General features: G+C 72.6%; 18 protein-coding genes and 1 pseudogene. 11 read left to right on the forward strand and 8 right to left on the reverse strand.

Features of this window, described 5'->3' with window-relative positions:
• A pseudogene (locus tag HMPREF3159_RS09765) lies at positions 1 to 372 on the reverse strand (hypothetical protein); the annotation flags it as partial.
• A gap of 339 nt (positions 373 to 711) precedes the next feature.
• Positions 712 to 1,197 carry a pyridoxamine 5'-phosphate oxidase family protein gene (locus tag HMPREF3159_RS09770; protein ID WP_070500856.1) on the reverse strand — a complete coding sequence of 162 codons (486 nt, stop codon included), beginning with the start codon at positions 1,195 to 1,197 and terminating at the stop codon, positions 712 to 714.
• Positions 1,198 to 1,466: 269 nt separating this feature from the next.
• Between HMPREF3159_RS09770 and HMPREF3159_RS09775 the strand changes: the two genes are divergently transcribed.
• From HMPREF3159_RS09775 to HMPREF3159_RS09785, 3 genes are read left to right on the forward strand one after another with little or no spacing between them, the layout of a single operon-like run.
• The gene (locus tag HMPREF3159_RS09775; RefSeq protein WP_070500857.1) at positions 1,467 to 2,534 is read left to right on the forward strand and encodes a pyridoxal-phosphate dependent enzyme; all 1,068 of its coding nucleotides are present in this window, start codon (positions 1,467 to 1,469) and stop codon (positions 2,532 to 2,534) included.
• Positions 2,527 to 4,287 carry an FAD/NAD(P)-binding protein gene (locus HMPREF3159_RS09780; RefSeq protein WP_070500858.1) on the forward strand — a complete coding sequence of 587 codons (1,761 nt, stop codon included), beginning with the start codon at positions 2,527 to 2,529 and terminating at the stop codon, positions 4,285 to 4,287. The genes HMPREF3159_RS09775 and HMPREF3159_RS09780 overlap by 8 nt, the downstream gene beginning before the upstream one ends.
• Complete coding sequence (locus tag HMPREF3159_RS09785) at positions 4,284 to 5,813, forward strand: alanine racemase (RefSeq protein WP_070500859.1); 1,530 nt, start codon at positions 4,284 to 4,286, stop codon at positions 5,811 to 5,813. The genes HMPREF3159_RS09780 and HMPREF3159_RS09785 overlap by 4 nt, the downstream gene beginning before the upstream one ends.
• Positions 5,814 to 5,817: 4 nt before the next feature.
• Here HMPREF3159_RS09785 and HMPREF3159_RS16720 read toward each other — a convergent pair whose 3' ends face one another.
• Positions 5,818 to 5,976 (reverse strand): hypothetical protein, encoded by a 159-nt coding sequence (locus tag HMPREF3159_RS16720; RefSeq protein ID WP_246821594.1) that lies wholly within the window; start codon positions 5,974 to 5,976, stop codon positions 5,818 to 5,820.
• Positions 5,977 to 6,411: 435 nt separating this feature from the next.
• A complete protein-coding gene (locus HMPREF3159_RS09790; RefSeq protein WP_070500860.1) occupies positions 6,412 to 7,122 on the reverse strand; it encodes a hypothetical protein in 711 nt (236 codons plus the stop codon).
• 711 nt (positions 7,123 to 7,833) lie between these two features.
• Here HMPREF3159_RS09790 and HMPREF3159_RS09795 point away from each other — a divergent pair.
• The 3 genes from HMPREF3159_RS09795 (at position 7,834) to HMPREF3159_RS09805 (ending at position 9,749) form a co-directional block, all read left to right on the forward strand.
• Positions 7,834 to 8,082 (forward strand): 50S ribosomal protein L31, encoded by a 249-nt coding sequence (locus HMPREF3159_RS09795; RefSeq protein WP_070500861.1) that lies wholly within the window; start codon positions 7,834 to 7,836, stop codon positions 8,080 to 8,082.
• A 132-nt stretch (positions 8,083 to 8,214) separates the two neighbouring features.
• Entirely contained in the window at positions 8,215 to 8,487 is a 273-nt protein-coding gene (locus tag HMPREF3159_RS09800) for a type B 50S ribosomal protein L31 (RefSeq protein ID WP_070500862.1), read from the forward strand.
• A 287-nt stretch (positions 8,488 to 8,774) separates the two neighbouring features.
• Positions 8,775 to 9,749, forward strand: a complete 975-nt coding sequence (locus HMPREF3159_RS09805; RefSeq protein WP_141748169.1) for a PrsW family intramembrane metalloprotease — start codon at positions 8,775 to 8,777, stop codon at positions 9,747 to 9,749.
• A gap of 19 nt (positions 9,750 to 9,768) precedes the next feature.
• Here HMPREF3159_RS09805 and HMPREF3159_RS09810 read toward each other — a convergent pair whose 3' ends face one another.
• Positions 9,769 to 10,896: a GTP-binding protein gene (locus HMPREF3159_RS09810; RefSeq protein ID WP_083305904.1), complete on the reverse strand. Its 1,128-nt coding sequence runs from the start codon at positions 10,894 to 10,896 to the stop codon at positions 9,769 to 9,771.
• A 55-nt stretch (positions 10,897 to 10,951) separates the two neighbouring features.
• Between HMPREF3159_RS09810 and rpmB the strand changes: the two genes are divergently transcribed.
• The 5 genes from rpmB to ykgO are packed head-to-tail and all read left to right on the forward strand — an operon-like array spanning position 10,952 to position 12,090.
• Positions 10,952 to 11,188, forward strand: a complete 237-nt coding sequence (rpmB, locus tag HMPREF3159_RS09815) for a 50S ribosomal protein L28 (protein WP_070500863.1) — start codon at positions 10,952 to 10,954, stop codon at positions 11,186 to 11,188.
• 13 nt (positions 11,189 to 11,201) lie between these two features.
• Positions 11,202 to 11,369 carry a 50S ribosomal protein L33 gene (rpmG, locus tag HMPREF3159_RS09820; protein WP_070500864.1) on the forward strand — a complete coding sequence of 56 codons (168 nt, stop codon included), beginning with the start codon at positions 11,202 to 11,204 and terminating at the stop codon, positions 11,367 to 11,369.
• Positions 11,369 to 11,674 carry a 30S ribosomal protein S14 gene (gene rpsN / locus HMPREF3159_RS09825; protein ID WP_070500865.1) on the forward strand — a complete coding sequence of 102 codons (306 nt, stop codon included), beginning with the start codon at positions 11,369 to 11,371 and terminating at the stop codon, positions 11,672 to 11,674. The genes rpmG and rpsN overlap by 1 nt, the downstream gene beginning before the upstream one ends.
• A gap of 42 nt (positions 11,675 to 11,716) precedes the next feature.
• Positions 11,717 to 11,968, forward strand: a complete 252-nt coding sequence (locus HMPREF3159_RS09830) for a type B 50S ribosomal protein L31 (protein WP_070500866.1) — start codon at positions 11,717 to 11,719, stop codon at positions 11,966 to 11,968.
• Positions 11,965 to 12,090, forward strand: a complete 126-nt coding sequence (ykgO, locus tag HMPREF3159_RS09835; RefSeq protein WP_070500867.1) for a type B 50S ribosomal protein L36 — start codon at positions 11,965 to 11,967, stop codon at positions 12,088 to 12,090. The genes HMPREF3159_RS09830 and ykgO overlap by 4 nt, the downstream gene beginning before the upstream one ends.
• Positions 12,091 to 12,365: 275 nt before the next feature.
• On the opposite strand, the gene HMPREF3159_RS09840 is transcribed toward ykgO, so the two are convergent.
• The 3 genes from HMPREF3159_RS09840 to HMPREF3159_RS09850 all read right to left on the reverse strand — a co-directional run.
• The gene (locus HMPREF3159_RS09840) at positions 12,366 to 13,541 is read right to left on the reverse strand and encodes a Gfo/Idh/MocA family protein (protein WP_070500868.1); all 1,176 of its coding nucleotides are present in this window, start codon (positions 13,539 to 13,541) and stop codon (positions 12,366 to 12,368) included.
• Between the two features lie 224 nt (positions 13,542 to 13,765).
• Positions 13,766 to 14,155: a hypothetical protein gene (locus tag HMPREF3159_RS09845; protein ID WP_070500869.1), complete on the reverse strand. Its 390-nt coding sequence runs from the start codon at positions 14,153 to 14,155 to the stop codon at positions 13,766 to 13,768.
• Positions 14,156 to 14,198: 43 nt separating this feature from the next.
• A partial coding sequence (locus HMPREF3159_RS09850; RefSeq protein ID WP_246821595.1) for a serpin family protein occupies positions 14,199 to 15,502 on the reverse strand: 1,304 nt, incomplete at its 5' end.

Raw genomic sequence — 15,502 nt, forward strand, 5'->3', positions numbered from 1 at the left:
CGGCGGGTCCGGGGCCGCTCCGGGAGCGCGACCGTGGTCGGCCGGAGCGACCGGGACCCCTCCGGTGCCGGGGACGCGGACGACCCGCGGGGGGATCCAGGTGCCGTCCGTGAGCCGGCACGCGCCGACGCGGGTGAGGACGACCTCGTCGCGCCCGCCCCCTGCGGCCCCGGTCGCTCCGTCGACGGGGTCCGCCGGGGCCGGGGCGGGGCCGAGCCGCTGCGGCTCGCCTCCCCCGACGGGGATGCCCCACTGCGTGCCGCCTGCGTTCACGACCAGCGTCTCTCCCCCGTCGGGCCAGCTCACGGACTCGAGGAGCAGCTCGGAGGACTCGTGGACGACGGTGGCGCGGCCGGTCTCGACGTCGAGCACCCGGAGCCGGGAGCGTCGGCCCGGAACGCGGGACGAGGGAACCGGGTGTCGCGCCTCATGGCCGGGACTCGCCGGGCCATGCGTCGACGCCATGCCGTCCGAGCCATCAGCCATGGCGCCCCCTCGTCGTCGAGCCTGAAGGCCCGCATGCTATGCCCGGCTCCGGGAACGAGAGCAGGGATCCGACCGGTCGGACCGGCGGGGCGATCACCGCTCGGGCTCCCGTCGGTCGAGCGCGGACCGCCCGATGGCTCGGGGTGGGGCCGCCCGGGTCGAACACCCCGCCGCCCGTATCGACACCTCCCGCTCCGGGGACGCCACGGCTCGGACTCTCAGCGCTCAGAGATCTGTGGTCGCGGTGCCGCCGGCAGGTCGGTCCCCGGTCAGGCGCGCCCTCACGATCTGTGCGACCGCGGCGACCTTCCCACCCGGCACGCCCCAGTACTGCGCGGAGTCCCCGGAGAACCGCAGCAGGCCCAGGTTCTCGTCCTCGGGCCCTTTCGGGAAGTAGGCCTCGGCCGCATCGGTCCAGAGAGCCCGGATCCGAGCGCGGTCGTCCTCGAAAACGGCCTTCCCGGCCACCGAGAGCCAGGTCCCTCCCTCTGCCACCGCGAGGTTCACGGCCGATCCCTGCCTCAGCGCCTCGGCATGCCCGCTGTCGAGGCCCACGAAGAACAGCACATCCACGTCGTCGTTCACCTCCTGGATCGTCATCGGATGGGAGACCAGCGCACCGTCCCGGAGCGCGGTGGTCAGCATGACCAGCTCCGTCCCTCGCAGGATGCGCACGACGTCGCTCTGTCCGAACTCCTCGATACCGTTCATGGCGTTCCTTCCGATCGTGGTGGCTGCGCCATCGCGGCCATTCACCGCGTGACGATTCGCGACCACTGCAACGTACCCGTCTCCGCTGCGGGAGGAGGGCTGCCGACCGTTCGGTTCCTCGCCGGCTCCTCGCGATACCGGTTCGCCGTGCGTCCCGCCACCGCTCCGAGCTGGGTCGATGCAGTGCCCGGGGTGTGCCGACCGATCCGTTGGAGCGCACCTGGCCGAAAGAGCCCTCGGTCGGTGCGAGGTGCCGTAACGTGCAGCGAATGAGCACCACTCTCGAAGGCTCCGGCGCGTGGCGCCCTCAGACGACGGGCCGCGAGTCGATCGCGGTCGGGGTCTCCGCCGCGATCGGCCGAACGCCGCTGGTCCGCCTGGACCGGCTCTTCCCGGAGTCCGGCATCGAGGTCCTCGCCAAGCTGGAATCCGCCAATCCGGGAGGCAGCACCAAGGACCGGCCTGCGCTGGCGATGGTGCGCGATGCCGTGGCCTCGGGCAGACTGCGCCCAGGCGGCACGGTCGTCGAGTCCAGCTCGGGGAATCTCGGTGTGGCTCTGGCGCGAGTGTGCCTGGAGCACTCTGTGCGCTTCGTCTGCGTGGTGGACTCGCGCACGAACGGGACCGCCGTCGCGGCGATCCGGGCCCTCGGAGGACGCATCGAGATGGTGACGGACCCCGATCCGGAGACCGGCGACCTCCTCACAGCTCGACTGCGTCGCGTCGAACGACTCCTCTCGGAGATCCCGGGGGCCGTGAACCTCCACCAGTACGGCAACCCTGCGAACCCGGCCGCCCATGAGGACGGGACCATGCGGGAGATCGCCGAAGCCACCGGCCACCGGCTCGACGTGCTGATGGCAGCCGTCAGCACCACCGGCACCCTCGCCGGATGCAGCGCCTACCTCCGACGCACCTCGATGGACACGACCACGGTCGCCGTGGACGCGGAAGGGAGCGTGCTGTTCGGAGGGACCGCAGCCCCTCGCCCTCTGCCCGGTCTCGGCGCCGGAGTGGTCACGGACATCTCCCGCACGGTCGACCCGGACCGGGTCGTCCGCGTCAGCGGGCTCGACTGCGTGGTCGGCGCGCGACTTCTCGCCGAGCGCGAGGGCATCCTCGCCGGCGCCTCGACGGGAGGCATCGTGCACGCGCTGGGAACCCTCGTGTCGGACCTCGCCCCTGGGAGCCGGGTCGCCCTGATCGTCCACGACAGCGGCGTCCCCTACCTCGGCACCGTCTACGACGACAGCTGGGTGCGCACGACGCTGCACGCCGGTCCCTCCGACGTCGCCACCGCGACCACGGCCCTGCAGACCCTCGCCCGCCGTGGTTGATGGCGCTCCGGCGGGCGATCAGCCGCTCTCCCTGGCCGTCGTCGGCGACGGCCCCAAGGCGCTGTTCGCGCTCGAGGAACTGTGCGCCCAGCTCAGCGACGCCGCACGCCACGACTCCCTCCGAGCCCTCGAGATCACCGTGGTCGCCCCGGGACCGGTCGAGGGGACCGGCGCCGCCTACGACGTCACCCAACCGCACTCCCTGCGACTCAACGTCGACGCCGCTCTGCTGGACGTCCCGGCGACCGGGACGAGCCCGTCGTTCCGCGACTGGGTCGCCGCAGCTCATCCCACCCTCGTCTCCGCGACCTACCCGCCGCGCGCCGTGGTCGGCGAGTACCTCCATGCGCGGTGGCTCCGGATGCTGGCGGACATGGCCCGGGTCGGTGTGACGGCGAGGACGGTGAGCGATCGCGCGGTGTCGCTCCGGCGCACGCCCGGGGCTTGGGAGATCGTGACCGCGAGCCACGGCGCGCTCCCGCCGGTCGAGGAGATCCTGCTCGCCACCGGACATGCCGCGGAACACTCCGGTGCCCTGGCCCGCACCTGGTCCTCGACCATCCCGCTGCGCCCGGCGGTGCTGCCCGCCGCGGAGATGCTGGGTTCTCATGACGTCCCGCCCGGCGCGCGGGTGGCGCTGCGCGGCAGCGCCCTGACGTTCATCGACGCCGCCCTCGTGCTCACCCTCGAGCGCGGCGGGCGCTTCACCCTGCGCGCCGACGGCGTCCCCGGCCTCCTCCACCGGCGCGGCTCCGAGGAGCCGCTGGTCCTCCTGCCCACGGCGCGCCACGGCCGCCTCCTGGACGCGAAGCCCGACCCTCGGCTCCCACTGCCGGCCGGGGTGAGCCGTGCCGTCGCCGAGGGAGCGCGGCGACTGGGCTCCAACGAACGGACCGACGTCGGCCCCGACGCCGTGCTCGACCTCGTCCTGGACGTCGCCACCGCCGCCCTCGCTGCGGCGGGGACGGATCCCCACCTCGGGCGAGAGATGGTCGAAGGCGCACTGGCCTCGGGATCCGACCCGGATCTGCACCGCGGACCGGGCCACGCCGAGGACGCCCTGCGACGGAGCGTGGAGATCGGCCGAGGCGGACGGGCCCCCGGCCCCGCATGGATCCTCGGACGCGTCTGGGCAGGGCTCTACCGCCCCCTCACGCTCGCGGTCCGCGGTTCCGCGGCCCCCGCCGAGGAATGGGCTCGCTTCCGTCGGGCCTCCCAGGTGCTCGAGAGGTTCGCGTTCGGCCCTCCCCTCGAGGTCGCGGAGATGCTGCTGGCCATGATCAGGTCCGGGGCGCTGAACCTCTCCTGGGTGGACGCCGGGACCCGGATCACCGCGTCGGGCATCGAGGACGTCCCGCCCGGTCACGCCCCTCCGGACGTCGTGGTCGATGCCGTGCTGGCGCCGCCGGGGATCGTGGGGATCCTCGACCCGCTCTCGCGAGCATTGGTGGACCAGGCGCTGGTGGGGGTGCGACCGGCACGCCGCGGCGCGGCCGTGGATCACGACGGCACTGCGCTCACCGGGGACCGTCCCGGCGGCCGGAGCCGGCGGCAGGAGGGCCTCGCCCTGCTCGGGCGCCCGACGGAGGACCACGTCATCGGACACGACACCCTGAACCGGCACCTCCACGACGAGCCCCGTCTCTGGGCGGCGCGGATCACCTCGAGACTGCGCCGCACCGACGCCGAGCCCTCGGCCCCTCCCTGCCCGACCACGACCACCACCCCCGAGCGGAGAATCGGTTCGCGATGACCAGACCTGCCCCCTCTTCCTCGACCGCTGCGGACCCCACCGCCGATCATCCGCCCGGCGACACCGAGGCCCTGCGACGCCGCTGCGGCGGGCTCCCCCCGCTCAGCGCCCGTCTCGAGCCGTGGATGCGAGAGCTGCTGGCGGATCGTCGGGCCTGCTCCGCACTGATCGAGCAGTACGGCAGCCCGGTGAACGTCCACGAGTTCTCGGCCCTGGCCCGCAACGCCTCCGAGCTGGAGTCCGCGGCCGCCCGTCACGGCGTGCCGCTGAGGATCTTCGTCGCGCGCAAGGCGAACAAGACCCTGGGCCTGGTCGAGTCCGCCAGACGCGCCGGTCACGGGGTGGACGTCGGAAGCCACCGCGAGCTGTCCCAGGTGCTCGACCAGGGGTACGCGCCCGAGGACGTCGTGGTGACCGCCGCTGTGAAGCCACCGGAGCTGCTGCGCCTCGCCCGCGACACCGGTGTCGTGCTGGTGCTCGACAACCTCGACGAGGCCGAGGCTTTCCTGCAGCTCGCAGCGGAGAACACGACCGGTGGGCCGCAGCCCGTCGCGCTCCGCCTCGCGCCGACCCCGGCCAACGGCGTCGCCCCCACACGGTTCGGGGAGTCCGCGGCGACCTGGCAGCACTGGGCCGATCACGCCCGGACCTCCGCCGCCGGCCTCAGGATCGAGGGAGTCCATTTCCATCTCCACGGCTATGCCGCGCAGCACCGCGCCCTGGCCCTCGACGAGGCGCTCCGTCTCGGCGATGCACTGCGCGACCTGGGGCACGACCTTCGATTCATCGACATCGGCGGGGGCGTCCCGATGTCCTATCTCGACGACGCCGGTCAGTGGGACGCGTTCTGGACAGCGCACGATGCGTCGACGAGCGACGGCGCCGACGCGGTCACGTGGCGAGGAGAGCCCCTGCGCCAGGTCTATCCGTATCACCAGGAACCGGTGCGCGGGGAATGGCTCGAACAGGTGCTGGGCACACGGCTCCCCACCGGGGAGACCGCAGCCGTCGCGCTGAGGGAGCGGGGTCTGGAGCTGCGCTGCGAACCCGGCAGGTCGCTGCTCGACGGATGCGGCCTGACGCTGTCCCGCGTCGTGCAGCGCACCACGACCAGCGATGGGGTGCCGCTCGTCGGGCTCGAGATGAATCGGACCCAGTGCCGATCCACGTCGGACGACTTCCTCGTCGATCCGCTGCTGGTCCCCGGCGACGGTCCACGCTCTGCGCCGCTGCACGCGTTCCTCGTCGGGGCGTACTGCATCGAGGCGGAGCTGATCCTGCGTCGACGGCTCGACTTCCCGCAGGGTGTCGCGATCGGTGACCTCCTCGCCTTCCCGAACACTGCCGGGTACCTGATGCACATCCTCGAGAGCGCGTCCCACCAGATCCCGCTGGCCTCGAACGTCGTCCTCGGTCCTCGAGGCCCCCGCCGCGACGCCATCGACGCCGTCTCCCCGCTGCGACCATGGGCGCAGGAGTCCGTCCCCGCGGCCGAGCGGGCATCCGGATCCGCCGTGGCCATCTGACTCGTCACGCGGCGCGGCTCGGCGGCCGGCCCGTGACTCCCCGCGCCGGCCGCGGGACATGCTGCGACGTGGCCCAGCTGGCGAGCAGGCGCAGGCGCTCGGCACTGGTCGAGCCGGGCTCGGCGGTGTGGACGAGCATGACCCGGCCGGGCTCGGCGGCCACCGCCAGCTCCTCATAGGCGAGCTCAGGAAGCGGGCGAGGTTCGGCACGCGCGCGCCGGCGCCCTCCTCCCCCGGCAGCGTGGAGTAGAAGGCGCGACCCAGCGCGTTGACCGCGACCGTGTTCTGACACCGTGATCCTGCACCGACGGGTCGTGGACCCGCCCCCGGATCCCGCGCGGATGCGGGCCCACACCGGTCAGGAGTGGCTGGTGGTGCTCTCAGGGACGCTGATCCTGCAGCTCGACGCTCAGCGCCATCGCATCACCCCAGGACCAGTCCGCCGAGTTCGACACCCTGGTCCCCCACGCCTTCGGCGCCGAGGGAGGTCCGGCCGACGTGCTGCTGATCGTGGATCGGGCCGCCGGCCGCGGCCACCGCGACGAAGACGGCGGGTGACCGGAAAGGCACCCGCCGTCAAGCTTCGTCGACGAGCAGCTCAGACCGCCGCGACGAAGTACGTGCCGGAGGTCAGGAATCCCTCGACGCTGAACGTCCCCGAGCCGACCGCCTCCTCGGGGATCAGGAAGGCCATGGTGCCCTCGGCGGTGCCGCCGTCGTAGAGGTCGCCGACGTCCATGAAGTCGCCCTCGAGGACCACGGAGGCCTCGTCGTAGGACCGTCCGTCCTCGGCGACGTAGGAGATGTAGAGCTCGATCCACGGGGTGATCGACTCCGGTCCGGTGTACTGCACCGTCACCGGGACGGTGATGTAGACCTGCCCCTCGGGCGCCTCCTCGTTGAACATGTTGGCCTCGGCGATGGCGCTGTTCGCATCCCAGGTGACGTTGCCGAGGGTGACGGACATGGTCCCCCCGCTGGTCTCGATCGCGATCGCGTCGGTGACCGGCTGTGCAGGATTATCGCGCGAGGTGCCGACCTCGGGGGCTGGCGCGGGCTCGGAGGTGTCCTCCTCGGCGACATCCTCCTCGACAGCCTCCTCCGCCTCGGCGTCCTCGACGGCGGTCGCGGTCGTCACCGGATCGCCGGCGCGCACGCCGTCGTCGCTCGAGCCGGACGACGCGACCAGGGCGACGCATCCGCCGAGGCCGAGCAGGCCGATCAGCAGGAGGACACCGCAGCCGACGACGAACCAGATCCAGGTCCGCTTCTTCTGCGGGGGCTCGGGGTGGCCACCGGGCCCGCCCACCGGACGGAACTGCCCGTCACCGTACGGTCCCGGCGGATTCGCCGAGGCAGGGTACGGAGATCCCTGCGCGGGATACGGGGAGCTCGCCCAGCTCGGCGACCCACCGGCCGGCGTCGCGCCGAAGCGCGGCCGCCCCTGAGGGTGGGAGTTCGGCGACCCCGACATCGGCTGCTGCGGGTCACCCGGGAACTGCGGAGGCATGGACACTGTCATCACCTGTGCCGCGCGGCGCACGGCACCCTTTCTTCTCGAGGCCTCGACACTCCGAGGCAGATGGATGAATCTTCGCCCATCTCACCGACAGCCGAGCTCGAAGAGACCCCGGACGACGGAAGACAGCCTGTGCAGTCGCTCACCACCTCGGCCCCGCCGTCCCACTGGTACGGAATAAACCCCTGGACATCCCCGTTGATCACCCCGTAGCGTGCAGAGCTCTGGACGACGGCCCCAGCCGTCGCCGGACGTGCGACCCTCCCGGCCGGACCCGCCACGACGGCGGCACCCCGGATCTCGCACCGCGTGCAGCGCGAGCAACCCGCCCCAGCGGGCGCCGCGAGCACCCCGCCACGCCGCAGCGGCACCGACAGCCCTGCGCGGCGGGATCTCACTGCACCGCTCCGCCCGACGGAGCTGCCGCGCGCACACCCACCCGGCACCGAGCCGGACACAGACATCACGTCGGCCGCGCGCCGACCTCGAAGGAGAATCACCATGACGAACACTCGACACCAGCACCATCGACCTCAGCCCCATCTCGTCGTCTTCCGCGACCAGAGCGCCGGGCTGCGCTACCTCTCCCGCTCCACCCGCACCTCGGAGCACTCGACCACCTGGGAGGACGGGAACATCTACCCCGTCATCGAGGTGGACCTCTCCTCCGCCGCGCACCTCGCGCGCACCGGAGGCCGTGCCGTGCAGGAGGAGCAGGCCCGACGCACTCTCGTCGGCGCCTCCGCCTGACCCTGCGCGCTGCCCATCGCCTCACGGCGGCGGGCGCCGCGAGCAGCCGCGACAGCGGGCCCGGCCACGCAGGAATACACGAACCCCCTGCGTCGTTGACCCTTCAGTCATCGACGCGGTGAGGAGAACGCCATGCAGAAGAACATCCACCCTCAGTACCGACCCGTCGTGTTCCGGGACCGGAGCGCCGGGGATTCCTTCCTGACCAGCTCGACCCGCACCTCGGACAACACCGTGACCTGGGAGGACGGCCGGGAGTACCCCGTGATCGACGTCGAGGTCTCCTCGGCCTCGCATCCGTTCTGGACCGGTCGCGGCACCGTACTGGACACCGCCGGGCGCGTCGAGCGCTTCCGCCGCCGCTACGGCGACAAGGTGCTGCCGGCGCGGACCGCGACCGCCTGAGGACCCCGGCACCGCCCCGAAAAGCGGCGCTTCAGAGAGCCGTGATCCGGCGCCGACGAGCCTGCTCGTCCGGCCCGGGTCACGGCTCTCGTCGTCGGCGGGACCGTGCGGCCGGAACCAGCTCGGCGTCGGGGCCGTGCGCACCAGCGCAGCGCCTCGACGAAGGAGTGACCGAGCAGACGATGCCGTCCCGTCCTCGCGGGCGCATACTGTCCTCGACGCCGCCGCGATGACGACGCCTCCCCTCGGGCGAGCACGAGCGAGCCCGCCGGATGAAGGAGCGGGCGATGACCGCACAGTTCCCCGTTACACAGGTCCCAGCACCGCGGACCCCGGCCCCGCAGGCCCTCGCCCGCGCGGCCGACCGCGGCCCCGTCGCGCAGCCCCCCGGACTCCACGCGTCGCTCGCGACGCAGTCTCGAGAGACGGTGCCCGGCCCGCAGGTCCGGCCCGCCCGGCCGGACGCCGCAGCCCCGGCCCGCTACCCCTGGCACCTGCGGCTGTCCTGGCTGCTGGTGCTGGCGGGCGGGCTCCTCGCCTATGTCACAACCTTCGTGATCATGGTCCTCACCGGCAATCCGATCCTGCTGCCGACGGTGCTGCTGGTGGGCGCGGCGACGATCCCCGTGACCGTGCTGCTGCTCGCGCAGTCCACCCGCAGCGGCCCCGTCGTCCCCGGACGGATCGTGCTGGTCACGGTCGCGGCGAGCGGCCTGTTCGGCATCTGCGCGGCCGGCCTCGAGGAGCGGGTCGCGGGCGCCGTGCTCGGCGGCGCCTCGATCCTGCTGGTCGGGGTGATCGAGGAGTCCGCGAAGCTCGTGGTGCCGCTGATCGTGCTCGCGCTCGCCCATCGCGCGACCCGCGGCGGCGGGCTCGTGATCGGCATCGCGGCCGCCACGGGCTTCGCAGTCCTCGAGACGATGGGCTACGGCTTCGGGGCGCTGCTGTCCAAGGGCGGCGGGCTCGGCGCACTGGATGCGACGCTCGTGCTGCGCGGGGTGCTGGTCCCGGCCGGGCACGTTGCCTGGACGGGTGCGGTGTGCGCGGCGCTGTGGTTCCTGGTCGAGACGCCCCACAGGGGTCGCGGGGCGCTCGCCCTGATGGTCGCCCTCCTCGGAGCGGTCGTTCTGCACACGGCCTGGGACGCGACCGGCAGCCCCGTGCTGCGGATCGTGGTGGCGGCGGTGAGCGTGGGCACGCTGCTCACCCTCGTGGTCCTCACCCACCGCAGCCACGGCCGACGCACCGTCACGACAACCTGAGCACCGCCTGCGGACCCTCTCACACCCTGGCGTCCCGCTCCCCGAGCCAGGGTGCGAGGGGGTCCTCGACGCCGAGCCACGGTGCGAGGCCTCGCGCCCATTCCTGCGGGGTGAGCAGGCTGCGGGCGAAGGCGTCCCGCACCCGCGGCAGGTCGTCGGGGTCCTGACCGGTGACGACGAGCCGCGTGGTGGGCAGCTCGGAGCCGGTCCGCCAGACGGCGCCGATGGAGACCTGGCCGCCCGCGCCGTCCCACTGGCAGATGCTGTCCGGGCGGTCCGGCACCCAGAAGCGGCCACGCCCGCGTAGGCGCCCACCGCCGAGCGCCTCGATGTTCTCGAGCAGCCGGCCCGGATGGAAGGGCCGCTCGCAGAGCAGGTCGAGGGTCCAGGTACCGTGGTCGGTGGGGCCGCCGTAGGGCTCGACGTACCGCGCGTCGCGGCGACGCAGACCGGCATTGTGGTCGAGCCGGCCGCCGAGCACGTCCTGCACGGTCGCGGCGAAGGGGTCGTGGAGGAGCCGCTGCTCGGGGGCACGCAGGTGCTCGACGAGCTCGGCCCCGGGCCCGTCCGCCTCCCCGGAGAGCACGATGACGTCGGAGTACTCGAGCTGGGCGGCGAGCGCCTCTCCGACGGAGCGGGCGTCGCCGTCGGCCCAGCGCAGTCCGCGCTCGGCGAGCGTCGCGTCGCCCAGGAGGTCCTCGGCGGCGGTGCCGGCCGCGGCGAGGGCGACCGCGGAGGCGAGGTGCCAGGCGTCCTCGTGGGGGCGCAGCGTGCCCGCCACGATCGACGGATCCGCGCTCAGCGGCGGGGCGAGCAGGATGCCGGTCACCTCGGGGAGCCCGGCGAGGCGGGCGAGGGTCGGCACAGCATCCTCGCGCATGGCGCAGGAGACGCAGGGGTGGGCGAGGTCGACCAGCTCGTCCTCGCGCACCCCGTCGGCCGCGACGACGAGGCGGCGCAGCGCGGAGGAGTCCTCGGCGACCTCGTAGCGCAGGGCGAGGAGCCCCTCGCCGTCCAGGAGGAGGCTCGCCACCAGGGCGTCGCGCAGCACCTCGTCGAGCGCCGTGACGACGGCGACAGGGCGGGAATGCCGGGCCCCCGGGAGGGGTTGGGGGGAGACGGGCTTCGAGGAGCGGTTCTCGTGCATGGGTCCTGCACTTCCTGCTTGACGATAATCATTCTCATTACTAGTATCGCCGTCCATGTCCCAGCGCTGTCAAGTCACCGGAGCGGTCCCCCGCTTCGGGAAGTCCGTGTCCCATTCGCACCGCCGCACCTCGCGACGCTTCGACCCCAACGTCCAGACGAAGCGGTACTTCGTCCCGTCACTGGGCCGCACCGTGCGCCTGCGCGTCTCCACCAGGGGGATGCGCACCATCGACCGCCGCGGGATCGAGGCCGTCGTCGCCGAGATCCGCGCCCGCGGAGAGAAGATCTGAGAGGAAACCCCCTATGGCCAGGAAGAACGATGTGCGCGGCGTGGTGAAGATGCGCTCCACCGCCGGTACCGGATACACGTACATGACCACCAAGAACCGACGGAACACCCCCGACCGGCTCGTCGCGCGGAAGTTCGACCCCCGCGTGCGCGAGGTCGTCGAGTTCCGCGAGGAGCGCTGATGGCGAAGACCTCGAAGATCGCCGCCGACGCACGGCGCCGCGGGACCGTGGCCCGATACGCCGAGCAGCGTGCCGCCCTGAAGCGCACGATCAAGGACAAGCAGGCGACGACCGCGGAGAAGGTGCTCGCCCAGCGGGCCCTGCAGCGCCTGCCGCGCGATGCGAGCCCCACCCGACTGCGCAACCGCGATGCGATCGACGGCCGTCCGCGCGGTTTCCAGCGCACCTTCGGGCTCTCCCGGGTGCGCTTCCGCGAGGCCGCCCACCGCGGCGAGCTGCCGGGCGTGACGAAGTCCAGCTGGTGAGCTCCGGCTCGCCCCACCCCATCCTCTGAAGGAGGACATCCCATGAAGCCGTCCATCCATCCCGACTACCGGCCCGTCGTCTTCCGCGACGCGAGCGCCGACCTCTCCTTCCTCACCCGCTCCACCGCGACCTCGGAGCGCACCATCACCTGGAGTGACGGCCGGGAGTACCCGGTCATCGACGTGGAGGTCTCCTCCGCCTCGCATCCCTTCTACACGGGGCAGTCCAAGGTGCTGGACACCGCCGGTCGCGTGGAGCGCTTCCGTCGCCGCTACGGGCAGGCGGCGCGATGAAGGTCCGCTCCTCGCTCCGCTCCCTCGCCGCCCGCCCCGGTGCCCAGGTGGTGCGCCGCCGCGGCCGGCTCTACGTCATCAACAAGACGGAGCCCCGCTTCAAAGGCCGGCAGAAGGGCTGATCGACGTGCTGCGAGGAACGAGCGGCAGGAGATCAGCGATCAGGAGGGGGTAGGTGCTTCGGCGAGCGCCTCGGCCATCCGGGGCGCGAGCCGCCCCGCCATCACCCGGTAGCCCTCGGGCGTGGGGTGCAGCTGGTCGCCGAGCAGGTGCATCTCCTCGGCGGTGATGATCTCGGTCCCGTCGACGACCGTGGTCAGCGGGTCCTCGGCCGGGAGCAGTTCCGCGCCCCGAGGGACGATCTCCCGGAGGCGGCTCGCACCGGGACCGCGCGACCTCAGACCTGCCCGCCGTCGAAGTACTCCCTGATCTCGTCCGCGACCGGCGGCACCTCGAGCGGCACGCCGCCGGAGCGGATCGACTCCGCGCCGCGCACCCCGGTCGCCACCGCCTCGCGGGCCGCGATCACGGAGACCTCGGTGCGGCCGCCGCTGCGGGCGAAGCGCAGGAACTCGGCGACGAGGCTCGGGTCGGCGCCGCCGTGACCGCCCTCGGCGCGGGCGATCACCTCGACGTCGTCGGGCCGGCCCGGCCCCGAGCGGCGCGAGGTCCACAGGTGGATCTGGTCGCCGGCGCCGTCGCCCATGTTCTCGATCCGTCCGGCGTCCCCGATCACGGTGTAGTTCCGCCAGTAGTCGGGGGTGAAATGACACTGCTGGTAGGAGGCGAGCACGCCGTTGTCCAGCGTCATCTGCAGCATCGAGATGTCCTCGACATCGATGACGGGGTTCAGCTCCTTCTGCGCGGTGGGCGGCCAGATGTCCTCGTCGTACCACTCCCCCATGCGGCGGTCCGAGTTGTCGCGGCGGTCGGTGATGTCGCCGTAGATCGCGAGATCGCCGATCCCGGAGACGCGACGGGTGGAGCCGCCGGCGAGCCAGTGGATCACGTCGATGTCGTGGGCGCCCTTCTGCAGCAGCAGGCTCATGGCCTTCTCCCGCTCGGCGTGCCAGTCCTTGAAGTAGAAGTCGCCGCCGGCGCCCACGAAGTGGCGGCACCAGATCGCCCGCACCCTGCCGATCCGGCCGGAGTCGACGATCGCCTTCATCTGCCGCACCACCGGCATGTGCCGCATGTTGTGGCCGATGTACAGCCGCGCCCGCTTCTCCTTCGCGATCTCGAGCATCGCGTCGGCGTCCTCGAGGGAGATCGCCATCGGCTTCTCGCAGAAGGTGGGGATCCCGGCGGCGAGGGTCTGCCGCGCGATGCCGGCGTGCGCGAAGTCGGGGGCGAGGATCATCACCGCGTCGACCTCGTGCTCGGCCAGCAGCTCCTCCACGGAGCGGGTGGTGGCCATTTCCTCACCGAAGCGCTCGCGGGCGAGCGCACGGCCGCGCTCGGCCGGGTCGGCGACGACGGTGACGCGGGAGCCCTCGCCGGGGCGGTGAGCATGGGAGGCGAGATCGGAGCGGGCGCCCATGCCGATCACTCCGATGCGCAGGTCAGGGGTCATGGAATTCAGTCCTTCTCGATAACGGGGACGGCGCGGGCGGCGCACTCGACGCGGTGCTCCTCTGCGAGCGCGGCGAACTTCGTCGTCGGTCCGCTCCGCGGTGAATCGGTTTTCGCCAGTCTGTCAGCCGACGAGGGCCTGAGCGAACCGGCCCGTCCACGGGCACGCCGACGGACGGCCCGTGCTGTTCAGCGCTGTCCCGAGGATGGCCTCGGGCAGCACATTCAGCCCTGCCCGGTCAGGAACGCGCGCATCTGCGCCTCGCGTCCGTCGCGCAGACGGCGCGCCCATCCCGGGTACAGGAACCCCGGAAGCGGCAGCGGGGCGATCAGGACGTACAGGGCGGGGACCGCCGGCACCACCATTCCCGCGATCGCGAGCAAGCGGAGCACGGTCCACTGATGGGGTGCGGCCACCACCGCGAGGCAGACCAGCAGCGCCCCGACACTCGGCATCCCGAGCAGCACCACCCGTTCTGCCATCCAGTTCTCCGACAGCGGGTTCATCCAGCGATGCATCGCCTCCGGCCGTCCTGCACGCAGCCAGAGCCCGAGACCGATCATGAGCAGGCCCACCAGGCCGACGCCGAGGGCGGTCGTGAGCTGGCCTGTCATGGCCGACATCCTTGCAGACAGGTTCGCGGACGCCGGCCCGGCCTCACCGCGTCTGCGTCGGGTCCCCGATCCAGCCGGCGACCAGCGGGGCGCGGGTCGAGCGCTCATAGGCCACGAACAGGAACGGCCGGTCCAGGACGAGCTCCTTCGGCTCGGCCGGGGCCGCGGTCGTGCCGGCCATCGCCGCGGCCGCGGCCGCGGCCTCCATGCCCTCCTCGTCGACCGTGATCACGGCCTTCTGCAGGATCTCGGTGATCACCAGGTCCTCCTCGGCGGTGATGCCGGAGAGGTCCGCCGCCTCGGAGAACACGTCGGTCATCCCGAGGCCCTGCAGCACCGCCACCAGGGAGGAGTCCCAGGCGATGTCGAAGGGCGGCACGGCGAGGTCGACCTGCTCGGAGGAGTCCTCGAGCCCGTCGAGCAGCCCGCCGAGGCCCGCCGCGGGTGTTCCCGCGACCTCGGCCCAGGCGTCCATCGTCTCGCCGATGCTCCCGGCCGGCTGGATCAGCGCGAGGGCGAGCTCGCCGCCGGCTGCCTCGAGCGCGGTGGCGCGGCACACCGAGTCCTCGAACCAGGCGGAGCTGCTGCCGTGGAGCAGCTCGACGGAGAGCTCCTCGCCCCCGTCCGTGGTGAAGGTGCCGCCGCGGCGCTCGAGCGGGCTGGGCCAGGCGGCCTTCAGATGCAGGGCGTTCACGAGCACGGCGCGGGTGCGGTCGGAGAGGGCCTGCTCGGGCACGAGGTCCTCGATGAGGTCGTTCGTCTGCTCGGCCACCCAGTCGTTGATCCGTTCGCGGCCCTTCTCGCGCGCCGACTCGTCGAGGAAGTCGATCTGGAACACGCCGCTGCCGAACCATTCGGCGAGGCCGTCGAGGAACCCCTGCTCGACCGCCATGTCCTCCTGCAGCCAGGTGCTGCTGACGAGGGAGGCGGCTGCGGGCTCCGGCCCCTCGGAGTCGTCCTCCTCCCGGGCCGCGTCCCCCACGGCGGCGAGCACCGCGGAGAGCGTATTGGCGTTGGTGGCGAGCTCGTCGACGGTGCCGCCGAGCACCTCCTCCATCTGGGCGAGCGTGTCCCCCGCCGCGCCCAGCGCGGCCATGGTCAACACGGTCTGGGCCGAGAGCGGAGAGCAGACGGCGTTGACCGGCTCGCGATCGATGCCGGCGAGCAGGCGGGCGGTGAAGGGGACGACGCGCCGGCCGAGCCCGTCCGCCTCGCCGGGCTTCCGACGGGGCAGCTCGGCCACGAGGTCGGGCTCCATGTCGTCGCCGGCGATCCCCTCGAGCACGCCGCAGCCCGACAGCCCGGCCCCGGCCAGCGGCAGCGCCGCCGCCGCGGCGAGGACGGAGC

It is taken from the genome of Brachybacterium sp. HMSC06H03 (assembly GCF_001807385.1).
Classification (GTDB): Bacteria; Actinomycetota; Actinomycetes; order Actinomycetales; family Dermabacteraceae; genus Brachybacterium; species Brachybacterium conglomeratum.